The sequence below is a fragment of the Sulfitobacter sp. HI0129 genome (assembly GCF_001635395.1).
Taxonomy (GTDB): Bacteria; Pseudomonadota; Alphaproteobacteria; order Rhodobacterales; family Rhodobacteraceae; genus Sulfitobacter.
Map to the genome: position 1 here is coordinate 1 of NZ_LWGH01000720.1, position 11676 is coordinate 11676.

9 protein-coding genes are annotated in these 11676 nt (G+C 62.6%); 7 read left to right on the plus strand and 2 right to left on the minus strand.

What is annotated here, in order from left to right; translation table 11 throughout:
• Both fdhF and A3764_RS17895 read left to right on the plus strand, forming a co-directional pair.
• The coding region (gene fdhF / locus A3764_RS17890; RefSeq protein ID WP_067951878.1) for a formate dehydrogenase subunit alpha at positions 1-2463 on the plus strand (2463 nt) is incomplete at its 5' end.
• Positions 2464-2580: 117 nt separating this feature from the next.
• Positions 2581-3783, plus strand: coding sequence for a hydantoinase/carbamoylase family amidase (locus tag A3764_RS17895; protein WP_067920256.1), 1203 nt, complete (start codon positions 2581-2583; stop codon positions 3781-3783).
• A gap of 6 nt (positions 3784-3789) precedes the next feature.
• Here the strand turns inward: A3764_RS17895 and A3764_RS17900 are convergent, their stop codons facing one another.
• Positions 3790-4491: a response regulator transcription factor gene (locus tag A3764_RS17900; RefSeq protein WP_067920254.1), complete on the minus strand. Its 702-nt coding sequence runs from the start codon at positions 4489-4491 to the stop codon at positions 3790-3792.
• Positions 4488-6398, minus strand: a complete 1911-nt coding sequence (locus A3764_RS17905) for a PAS-domain containing protein (protein ID WP_067920252.1) — start codon at positions 6396-6398, stop codon at positions 4488-4490. The genes A3764_RS17900 and A3764_RS17905 overlap by 4 nt, the downstream gene beginning before the upstream one ends.
• Positions 6399-6519: 121 nt before the next feature.
• On the opposite strand from A3764_RS17905, the gene A3764_RS17910 reads away from it, so the two are divergent.
• From A3764_RS17910 to A3764_RS17930, 5 genes are all read left to right on the plus strand, one after another.
• Positions 6520-7161 (plus strand): DUF1007 family protein, encoded by a 642-nt coding sequence (locus A3764_RS17910; RefSeq protein ID WP_236628240.1) that lies wholly within the window; start codon positions 6520-6522, stop codon positions 7159-7161.
• Positions 7146-8036, plus strand: coding sequence for a nickel/cobalt transporter (locus A3764_RS17915; RefSeq protein WP_067920248.1), 891 nt, complete (start codon positions 7146-7148; stop codon positions 8034-8036). The genes A3764_RS17910 and A3764_RS17915 overlap by 16 nt, the downstream gene beginning before the upstream one ends.
• 136 nt (positions 8037-8172) lie before the next feature.
• Positions 8173-10143: an AMP-binding protein gene (locus A3764_RS17920; protein ID WP_067920246.1), complete on the plus strand. Its 1971-nt coding sequence runs from the start codon at positions 8173-8175 to the stop codon at positions 10141-10143.
• Between the two features lie 84 nt (positions 10144-10227).
• On the plus strand, positions 10228-11046 hold the full coding sequence (locus tag A3764_RS17925) for an ABC transporter ATP-binding protein (RefSeq protein ID WP_067920244.1): 819 nt from the start codon (positions 10228-10230) through the stop codon (positions 11044-11046).
• Between the two features lie 32 nt (positions 11047-11078).
• The coding region (locus tag A3764_RS17930; protein WP_443069396.1) for an ABC transporter permease subunit at positions 11079-11676 on the plus strand (598 nt) is incomplete at its 3' end.

Below are 11676 nucleotides of genomic sequence, written 5' to 3' on the forward strand. Positions count from 1 at the left end.
GCCGACAGCCACGACCGGTCGAGCCATATGTGGGACATGGCCGAGCGGAGCGGCGTGCAGCAGAGCCGCTTTCCCAAGCTGGAAGAGGCGCGCGTGCCACTGCTGGACGACAGCCATGTCGCGATGTCGGTCAATCTGGATGCCTGCATCCAATGTGGCCTTTGCGTCCGGGCCTGCCGTGAGGTTCAGGTCAACGATGTGATCGGCATGTCGGGCCGTGGTCATTCGACCTATCCGACCTTCGATATGGCCGACCCCATGGGCGCATCCACCTGCGTGGCCTGTGGCGAATGCGTTCAGGCATGCCCCACCGGCGCCCTGATGCCCGCCACCGTGGTGGATGAAGACCAGCGCGGCGATTCAGCGGATTACGATTCCGAGGTGGACAGCGTCTGCCCCTTCTGCGGGGTGGGCTGCCAGATTTCGCTCAAGGTAAAGGATGGCAAGGTCAAATACGTCGAAGGCATCGACGGTCCGGCGAATGAGGGCCGCCTTTGCGTCAAGGGCCGCTTCGGCTTTGACTACATCCATCACGATCATCGTTTGACCAAGCCGTTGATCCGGCGGGACGATGCACCGGCCAAGGGGCTCAACGTCGATCCGGCCAATTGGCAGACGCATTTCCGTGAGGCGAGCTGGGAAGAGGCATTGGACGTCGCGGCAGATGGGCTCAAGGCCATCGGCGGGCGGGGCGTGGCCGGTTTCGGCTCCGCCAAATGCACAAACGAGGAAGCCTATCTGTTCCAGAAACTGATCCGGCAGGGTTTTGGCCATAACAACGTCGATCATTGCACCCGGCTTTGCCATGCCTCGTCGGTCGCGGCGCTGATGGAAAACGTGGGTTCAGGCGCCGTGACGGCCACCTTCAACGAAATCGAGAACGCGGATGTGGCGATCATCATCGGTGCCAATCCGGTCGAAAACCACCCCGTTGCGGCGACCTATTTCAAGCAGTTCACCAAGCGCGGCGGCAAGCTGATCGTCATGGACCCGCGTGGCGTGGGCCTGCGCCGCTTTGCGTCCCATATGTTGCAGTTCCGCCCGGGTACCGATGTGTCGATGCTGAACGCGATCATGCATGTGATCGTGGAGGAAGGCCTCTACGATGAGCAGTATATCGCGGCCTATACGGAGAACTGGGAAGCCGAAAAGGCGCATCTGGCGGATTTCGCCCCGGAGAAAATGGCCGAGGTCTGCGGGATCGAGGCAGACGTGCTGCGCGATGTGGCCCGCACCTTTGCCGGGGCAAACGCTGCCATGATCTTCTGGGGGATGGGCATCAGCCAGCACATCCACGGCACCGATAATTCGCGCTGCCTGATCTCTCTGGCCCTGATGACCGGCCAGATCGGGCGGCCCGGTGCGGGTCTGCACCCGCTGCGGGGGCAGAACAACGTGCAGGGGGCGAGCGATGCGGGGCTTATCCCGATGTTCCTGCCGGATTACCAAAGCGTCACCGACGATGGCGTCCGCTCCGCCTTTACGGAGGTCTGGGGCAGTGAGGATTTCAGCGCCGAAAAGGGCCTGACGGTGACAGAGATCATGGATGCCGTGCATGACGGGGATATCCGCGGCATGTATGTGCTGGGCGAGAACCCCGCCATGTCCGACCCTGACGTGGAACATGCGCGCGATGCGTTGGCAAAGCTCGATCACCTTGTGGTGCAGGATATCTTCATTACCGAGACGGCCAATTATGCCGACGTGATCCTGCCGGCCTCTGCCTTCGCGGAGAAGTCGGGCACCGTGACAAATACGAATCGTCAGGTGCAGATGGGCCGCCCGGCGCTGGCACCCCCGGGCGAAGCGCGCGAGGATTGGTGGATCGAGGTCGAATTGGCCAAACGTCTGGGACTTGGCTGGACCTATGAGAGCCCCGCGGATGTTTTCGCGGAGATGAAGCGCAACATGCGCTCGCTCGACAACATCACTTGGGACCGGCTGGAGCGCGAGAATGCGGTGACCTATCCATCGCTCAGCGAGACGGACCCGGGCCAGCCCATCGTCTTCGGCGATGGTTTCCCCCGGCCCGAGGGGCGGGCCAAGTTTACACCGGCCGCGATCGTGGCACCCGATGACGTGCCGGATGCCGAATATCCCATGATCCTCACCACGGGCCGGCAACTGGAGCATTGGCACACCGGGTCGATGACCCGCCGTGCAACGGTGCTGGACGGGCTGGAGCCGGAGGCGAACTGCTCGTTGCATCCTTCTACCTTGCGCAAGCTGGGCGTGGCTCCGGGAGAACACGTCCGGTTGAGCACGAAGCGCGGCATGATCGAGATCATGGCGCGGGAGGATCGCGCGGTTGCCCCCGACATGGTGTTCTTGCCTTTCGCTTACGTGGAAGCGGCAGCCAACATCCTGACCAACCCGGCGGTCGATCCCTATGGCAAGATTCCGGAATTCAAGTTCTCTGCCGTCAAGGTCGAGGCGGCGGGGAATCGCGTGGCCGCGGAATAGGCCCGCGCCGGGGGTTGATAGCCACCGGGATTTGGCGTGATCTGGCGCAGCGGCGGCACTGGCGATTGACCGGTGCCGCCGCGACCTTTGAAATATCGCCAGAACAGGACCTTTCCCATGAACATCGACCCCGACCGTTTTCTCGCCGATCTGCATGCGCTTCGCCGGTTCGGTGCCGCAGGGGTTGGCAAAGGTGTGGTAAGGCCTGCCTATTCCGAGCCTGACATAGAGGCGCGGCGCTGGCTTGCGGGCCGAATGGAAGAGGCCGGTCTGCGCGTCGAGGTCGACGAGATGGGGAATATGTTCGGGATTGCGCCGGGTCGGTCGCTCCTCTTGGGGTCGCATTCCGACAGCCAGCCGCAGGGCGGGTGGCTTGACGGGGCGCTGGGGGTGATCGCGGCGCTGGAAGTCGCCCGTGCCGCAGTCGAAGCAGGCGGGCCCGCCGTTTCCGTGGTGTCCTTTCAGGATGAAGAGGGCCGGTTCGGTGTCACGACAGGAAGCGCCGTCTGGGCAGGGCATCTGACCCTCGGAGAAGCGGATGCATTGGAAGATCACGCGGGCGTGCCGCTGGCAGATGCGCGTGCGCGTATGGTAGACATGGTGACAGGCCCCGTTTCCGCCGAGCATTTCACGGGTTTCGTGGAGCTTCACATCGAACAGGGCCCGAATCTCGACAACGCGGGGGAAAAGGTCGGCGTGGTCACCGACATCGTCGGCATCCGTGACATGAAGATCACGTTCGATGGGCAGCAGAACCATGCAGGTACGACGCCCATGGCAGTGCGCCGCGATGCGTTTCAGGCCGTATCCGCCTTTAACTCCGCGCTCAACGAACGGCTGCGCAATGTCGTGACGCCGCGCACCGTCTGGACCATCGGGCATGTGTCATTGACGCCCAATGCCTCTTCGATCGTGCCGGGTCGGGCGGTATTTTCCATGCAGTGGCGCGACGCGGATAGTGACCGTTTGCACCGGATGGAGAAGATCATCCGCGAACTCGCCGATGAAGTCGCTTCCGAACGGGGGATGGAGGTAAGTTTCGGGCAGATGCTGGGCCTTGAACCCGTTGCGATGGACGCACAACTGCGCGACGCGCTTTGCGCCGCCGCCGAAGACGAGGTGCCCGGCCAGTGGCGCCGGATGCCTTCCGGTGCGCTGCATGACGCGACCAATGTGTCCAAGCTGCTGCCAGTGGCGATGCTGTTCGCGCCGTCCATCAACGGGATCAGCCATGCGTTCGAAGAAGACACGGCGGAGGATGATCTGGTCACCGCCACGCAGGTTCTGGCGCGGGCAGTGGCGGCTTCGGGTGCGCGCTGAGGCGCTTCAGCTCCAGCTCACATCACCGAGAAAGATATAGCCCGCGCCATAGATTGTTTTGATCAGTTGCGGGTTTTTCGGGTCTTCCCGTAGCTTCGTTCGCAGCCGACTGATACGAACATCCATGGCCCGGTCGAAGCCTTCGGAGGCCGCCCCGCCAAGGCTTTCCTGCATCTGGGCCCTGCTGATGAGCCTGCGCGGCGCTTCGACAAAGAGGCGCAGCACCTCGCCTTCCGCATGGGAAAAGGGAGTTTCGGCACCGCTGGCGTCTTCAAGGACGTAGCGGTCGAAATGGGCTGTCCATCCGGCGAAGGAGGCGCTGGTGCCCTGCTGGTGCACGGGTTGCGTACTGCGCAGCCGCGCGCGCACCCGTGCCACGACTTCGGACGGATCGAACGGTTTGATGATGTAGTCGTCGGCCCCAAGCTCCAGACCCGTGACCCGGTCCTGCACTTCGGCCCGGCCCGATATGATGATGACGATGGCCCCCCGTTCGAGGGCCAGCCGATGCACCAGCGTCAGCCCGTCGCTGTCCGGTAGGCTGAGATCGACGAGGCAGACATCCGGGGTTCGCTGTGCGAGGGCGGCCTCGAAAGCGCGTGCACGGCCGAAGCGCTGGGTTTCGAAGCCCGCTTCTTCCAGCGCATCCCCCAACATGGTTCGGATGGCGGGTTCGTCGTCCAGTATGGTGACAAGGGGGCGGGTCATGCGGCGTCGGAATCCTTTGGCGTGATGAGCAAGGCGAGGTCGGCCGCCCCGAAGGGTTTGCGCAGCACCGTGGCGGCCTTCTGCGCCGCGCGGAACAGGTCATGCTGTTCCGGAAGCGAGGTCATCAGCACCAGCGGCATTTGCCCGGCCAGACGATGTGCAAGGTCGATGCCGGTTGCCTCGCCTTCGAGTTGCACGTCGGAGAGGACGAGCGCGATGTCGGGAAGGTCGGCAATCAGCGCCATCGCCTCATCCGCGCTGGCCGCTTCGATGACGGAATGGCCGAGTTGCATCAGCATGTCGCGTACAAGGGCGCGCAGATCGTCCCGGTCCTCCACCAGCAGGACGAGGCCGGCGGTTTCGGGCATCGGCAGACGATAGGGCAGCCGCATGGTAACCCGCGCGCCCCCGTCGGGGGCGTTCTCCAACCGCAGGCTGCCCCCGGCGGACCGCGCCATGTCATAGACCATCGAAAGCCCGAGGCCGGTGCCTTCGGTGCCCTTGGTGGTGAAGAAGGGATCGGTGCCGTGGATCAGCGCGCGGTCCGAGAACCCGGCGCCGCTGTCTTCCACCACCCATTCGACCCAGGTGTCATGGACCAGCCGCTGGCGCAATTCGATCCGGCCCGCCGCGCCGCATGCGTCCCGGGCATTCAAAACGAGGTTCAGCAATCCGTCCTGCACCTGCCCGGGGTCGAGCAATACGGTCACGCCGGGGGCTTCGTTCAGCGCGGCGAAGGAAACGTCCTTGGGCAGGTTGGATGCGGCGAGCAGGCGAATGTCGCGCAGCAGGTTGTCCAGATCGACGGCGCCGGGCCGCTGGGGGCGGGGCCCCGTCATGTCGGCGATGGCGCTCAGCAGGTGCCCGCCGCGCCGCGCCGCTGCCAGCGTGCCGTCGACCAATGCAGCGGCGTCCCGGGGCAGGGCGGGCAGGCGGCCCAGCTTGGACTGCATGCCAAGGATGATTGTCAGCAGGTTCGAAAAGTCATGCGCCAGGCCAGAGACCGTCTGCGCCGCGATTTCGCGTTTGCGCGTCTGCTGCAGGGCTACACGGGTCTGGGTTTCTTCGGTGACGTCCATCGACATGATGTAGACGCCACCGCGGGTATCGGGCGTAAAGGCGGCCCGGATACGCCGGGCGCTGAGTTCATCCGTGAATTCGAAGGTCGACGCGACCCGGGCGAAGGCCTTGGCCAAGGGTTCTTCCACACAGGCAAAACCAGCCTCGCCCAGCACTTCCCGGATATGCAGCCCGATGATGGAGGCGGGGCGGCCCGGCATAACCTCGTTCAGGCGGCGGTTCGAATAGGTGTAATGCCCCGAGGCATCGAGGTGCGCGATATGGGCGGGCACCATTTCGGTGGTCAGCCGCATGCGCGATTCGCTGTCGGTCAACTGACGCTTGGTCTCTTCGAGACGGGTGATCATGGCGGCAAGCTGCCGGTTGGTCGCCGCCAGTTCCTCACTATGGGCGAGAACCTGATCCGACAGCGCGTCCGATCTGGCCCGCAGCAGCGCTTCCTGCTGTTTGGTCCGGGTAATGTCGGTATAGACTGTCACCCAGCCCCCCTGCGGCAGGGGGGAGCCTTCGACACTGATGGTGCGCCCATTGGCGCGGGTCCGTTCCATGTAGTGCGGCAGAAAGGCAAGCGCCTGTTCCACGCGTTCGGCGACGAAGGCATCGATATCCTCTACCGTGCCGTATTCCCCCCGGCTGGCGAGATGACGGATCGTATCCTCGAAAGGTGCGCCGGGGGTAACGAGGGTGGAGGGCAGATCGAACATTTGCTGGAAAGGAGCGTTGGATACCACCAGCCGCAGGTCCTGATCGTAGATCGTCAGCGCCTGCGCGATCAGGTTCAGCCCTGCCGCCGTCAACGCCTTGGTCTGATCGTCCACCTGTTGCACATGCCCCTCCTGCGCGGAGAGATACCATCGCGGAACTTCGCGCACCAGCGTCGGCGGGACCGGCCCGCGGATTGAAAGCGTAGCGGACCGGGGGTATTCACACTGCATGAGACACTTGCCCGTGACACTACTGCTGGCGCTGGTAAGCCCTATTGCGGGCTGGGCGCATCCGCATGTCTTCGTGGACACCGGTATCGAACTCATCACCGATGAAAGCGGCAAGCTGACGCAGGTAAAGGTGACGTGGGCCTATGATGCCTTCTATTCTTTGCTGATCACGGAAGACATGGGGCTCGATCCCGACGGGGACATGGTTCTTACCGAAGCCGAGCAATCGGAGTTGACGGGGTTCGATGCCAATTGGGATCCGGGTTTCGCAGGCGACCTTGTCGCGCGGCTTGGCGGGGGCGACCTGACGCTGTCGCGCCCGATCGCACCTACGGCGCAAATGCGGGAGGGCCGGATCATCACCACGCATCAGCGCGATGTGGCCGAACAGCCCAACCTTGCGGGGGAAACACTGACGCTTCTGCCCTATGACCCCACCTATTACACCGCCTACGATGTGACGCTGCCGGTCACAGTGACGGGCGCAGCCGAATGCGACGTCGCGCTCACCCCGCCCAAGATGGACGATGCGCTGAGCGAGATGCAGGACAAACTGCTCGCCGTCGATGCGGCGGAGGATCCAGCTGAACTCGGTCTGGGCGATATGGGCCGGGCCTTTGCCACGGAGGTGCGGATTACATGCGCCGGGGGCTGAGCATCGCATTGGCGGCGGCGGCGCTCCTGCTGGCTGGGCTGTGGCTGAGCGGTGGCTTCGATGGCCTCGCCCGGTGGGCCGCGGCGGCCCAGCGGGAATTCCAGAATGACATCGCCCTGACCTTGCGGGGCATTCGTGCGGGGCAGGCCGATGCGCTTTGGCTGCTGTTGGGGGCGTGTTTTGCCTATGGCTTTTTCCACGCGGCAGGCCCCGGCCACGGCAAGGTGCTGATCGGCGGCTACGGGCTGGGCCGCAAGGTGGCGATGGGCCGGCTCGCGTTGATTTCGCTGTTGTCGAGCCTTGGTCAGGCGGTGACGGCGATCCTGCTGGTTTATGGCGGTATCTGGATCTTTTCATTGGGACGCGAAAAGCTGATCGGCGTTGCCGAAGATGTGATGGCGCCTGTCAGCTATGGCGCGATTGTCCTGATCGGTGGATGGCTGGTCCTGCGCGGGCTTGGGCGTTGGCGGGAGGCCGGGCAACATCAAGAGCATCACGGGGGCGCTGTCTGTGGTGACTGCGGCCACAGGCACGGCCCCACCGCGGAAGAGCTTTCGCGTCTTCGGGGGCTGCGCGAAGCGGCCTTGCTGATCGGCGGCATTGCGATGCGGCCCTGTACCGGGGCGCTCTTCGTTCTGATCGTGACATGGCAAATGGGCATTGCGACAGCCGGGCTGGCCGGGGCCGTGGCGATGGCGCTGGGCACTGCCACTGTGACTGTCGCGGTCGGCACGGGGGCGATTGGCCTGCGGGGCGGAATTCTGGGCGGGGCTTGCTCTGCCACGCTGGCCCGCACGGTATTGCCGATGGTCGAAATTGCAGCGGGGCTGGTGATCTTCATCGCTGCTGGCGGATTGCTTTTGCGGGCAATCTGACCCTGTAACAATTCGCAAGGTTTCTGAAAACTTCAGGAAAAAGTTGACGTACAGGCTTCTTTCGACATCCTTGTGCGATATCGGAATCGCATGAGCGATCGGGCCCGCAAAAGACGGGCAAGGGGAGGATACAGACTTGGCAACGCCGCTGAAGCGTGCCGACGGACCGCAGTCCGTACCGGCGCTGTTGCATCGCAACGCAACTGAGTATGCGAAAGCGCCTGCTTACCGCGAAAAGGAATACGGGATCTGGCAGAGCTGGACGTGGTCGCAGACCCGCGACGAAGTCGAAGCTCTCGCGCTTGGGCTGATGGAGCTTGGCATCGAAGAGGGCGATTTCGTCGCCGTCATCGGCCGCAACCGTCCATACCTCTATTGGGCGATGGTCGCCGCGCAGATGACGGGCGCCGTTCCCGTGCCGCTTTATCAGGACGCAAACGCCGAAGAGATGGCTTACGTCCTCAACCATTGCGGAGCGCGCTTCGTGATCGTCGGCGATCAGGAGCAGGTCGACAAGGTGATCGAGGTGCGTGACCAGCTGCCGGATTTCGAGCGGATGATTTACCTCGATCCGCGCGGGTTGCGTAAATACGACCATTCCAAACTGGATCAGTACACCGCCGTACAGGAGCTGGGCCGCAAGACGCGCGATCAGCACCTGAAAGAGATGGAGGCCCGTCAGGCCCGGTTGAACTACGACAGCCGGGGCGTGATGCTCTATACCTCGGGCACGACCGGAAAGCCCAAGGGCGTCGTGCTGTCCAACCGCAATATCATCGAAACGGCGCGTTCTTCGTCAGAGTTCGACAACCTGCGCCAGACGGATGACATCCTTGCTTATCTGCCCATGGCATGGGTGGGGGATTTCATCTTCTCGGTGGGGCAGGCGATGTGGACCGGCTTTTGCACGAACTGCCCGGAAAGCGCCGACACGATGCATGTCGACCTGCGAGAGATCGGGCCGACCTATTATTTCGCGCCGCCGCGCGTGTTCGAAACCCAGCTGACCAACGTGATGATCCGCATGGAGGATGCGAGCCGCTTCAAGAAGAAGCTGTTCGACACGTTCATGGCGCACGCGCGCAAGGTCGGCCCCGCGATACTCGACGGCAAGAAGGTCAGCTTTGCCGACCGTGCCAAATATGCGCTGGGCGAGTTGATGATCTATGGGCCGCTGAAAAATACGCTCGGCTTCAGCCGGGTGCGGGTGGGCTATACCGCGGGAGAGGCGATCGGGCCCGAGATCTTCGATTTCTATCGCTCGCTGGGGATCAACCTGAAACAGCTCTACGGCCAGACCGAGGCGACCGTCTTTATCACCGCGCAGCCCGATGGCGAGGTGCGCAGCGATACCGTGGGCGTCACCTGCCCCGGCGTCGAGTTGAAGATCGCCGACAACGGGGAGGTTTTCTACCGCAGCCCCGGGGTGTTCGTCGAATACTACAAGAACCCCGAAAGCACGCAGAGCACAAAGGACGCCGAAGGCTGGGTCGCCACGGGCGACGCGGGCTTCATCGAGGAAGAAACCGGACACCTGCGGATCATCGACCGGGCCAAGGATGTGGGCCAGATGGCGGACGGGCGGCTCTTTGCGCCCAAATACGTGGAAAACAAGCTGAAGTTCTTCCCCAATATTCTGGAAACCGTTGTTTTTGGAAACGGCAGAGAAGAATGCACCGCCTTTATCAATATCGACCTCACGGCGGTGGGCAACTGGGCCGAGCGGAACAACATCGGCTATGCCTCCTATCAGGAACTGGCGCGCCACCCGCAGGTGATGGACACGATCCAGAGCCATGTGGAACAGGTCAATGAATCCGTGGCGCAGGACGAAATGCTTTCGGGCTGTCAGGTCCACCGCTTTGTCGTTCTGCACAAGGAACTGGACGCGGATGATGGAGAGCTGACGCGGACGCGGAAGGTCCGGCGCAAGATCATCGAGGAAAAGTACCACGACATCATCACCGCGCTTTATGACGGGTCCGACAAGGTCAGCACCGAAACGGAAGTGACCTATGAAGACGGGCGCAAGGGCAGCATCAAGGCGACGCTAGAGGTGCGCGACGCCAAGGTCTGGCCAACGGCGCAGAAGATGGCCGCGGAATGACTATAGCCAGACGACCGCGCATATTCTCTTTGAATAAACACCAATCCCGGATGACCTATCCGTTAAATTTCAGGGGGTTGCGATTTGCTTGACCAGACCGAGAGCTACACCACCGAGGACGGTCGCACCATTGGCCCGGTGGTGATGGAGATGAAGAACATCACCCTGCGTTTCGGCGGGGTGGAGGCGATCAAGGATATCTCTTTCGATATCCGCGAAGGAGAAATCCGCGCGATCATCGGGCCGAACGGTGCTGGCAAGTCCTCCATGCTGAATGTCATCAGCGGCTTCTACGTCCCGCAGGAAGGCGAGGTCTGGTACAAGGGCAGCCGCCGCCCGCCGATGAAACCCTATCAGGTGGCCGAACAGGGCATCGCCCGGACCTTTCAGAACATCGCCCTTTTCGAAGGCATGTCCGTTCTGGACAACGTGATGACCGGGCGGCTTACCCATATGAAGACCGGCATGTTCTGGCAGTCGATCTGGAAGGGCAAAGCCGAACGCGAAGAGATTGAAAACCGCGAGGTCGCGGAGCGGATCATCGACTTTCTCGAAATTCAGGCGATCCGCAAGACGCCCGTCGCGCGGTTGCCATACGGTTTGAAGAAGCGCGTGGAACTGGCGCGCGCGCTGGCCGCGGAACCGACGATCCTTTTGCTGGACGAGCCCATGGCGGGCATGAACGTCGAGGAAAAGGAGGACATGAGCCGCTTCATCCTTGATGTGAATGACGAATTCGGCACCACCATCGCGCTGATCGAACATGACATGGGCGTGGTCATGGACCTTTCCGACCGGGTGGTGGTGATGGACTACGGCAAGAAGATCGGGGACGGCACACCGGCAGAGGTGCGCAACAATCAGGACGTGATCGACGCCTATCTGGGGGTGGCCCATGACTGACGCGATGAGGCAGGGAAACAAAGGGGGCGAACATGCCTGAACAACTGGCATTCACCATCGAGGTGTTCCTGAACGGCCTCATGGCCGGCGTCCTTTATGCACTGGTCGCGCTGGGCTTCGTGCTGATCTACAAGGCCTCGGGCATCTTCAACTACGCGCAGGGCGTCATGGCGCTGTTTGCCGCGCTTACGCTCGTGGGGATCATCGACGGGCAGGTTCCCTTCTACCACTTGATCAACGCGATTTTCGGCACCGATATCCATTACTTCGGGTGGAAGGTGAACAGCCTTGTGGCAATTGTGGTGACAATGCTCGTGATGATCGCGCTCGCGTGGATGGTGCAGCGGTTCGTCTTCCGGCATCTGGTCGGGCAGGAGCCGATCATCCTTTTCATGGCGACGATCGGACTGGCCTATTTCCTCGAAGGTGTCGGCGACCTGATGTGGGGGAGCGAAATCAAGACGCTGGACGTGGGATTGCCGCAGGGGATCAACGCGACAATCGACGAAGCGACCTTCAACCTCACGGGCTACGGCTTCTTCATCGACAACCTCGACATCATCGCCTCCATCGTGGCAGCCGTGCTGGTGATCGTACTGGTGCTCTTCGCCCAGTATACCAAACAGGGCC

What these genes read in the sequence shown, in the direction of transcription:
- A3764_RS17900 (WP_067920254.1), bottom strand. Translation starts at nt 4,491, where the DNA reads ATGACCCGCCCCCTTGTCACCATACTGGACGACGAACCCGCCATCCGA.
- A3764_RS17915 (WP_067920248.1), top strand. Translation starts at nt 7,146, where the DNA reads ATGCGCCGGGGGCTGAGCATCGCATTGGCGGCGGCGGCGCTCCTGCTG.
- A3764_RS17895 (WP_067920256.1), top strand. Translation starts at nt 2,581, where the DNA reads ATGAACATCGACCCCGACCGTTTTCTCGCCGATCTGCATGCGCTTCGC.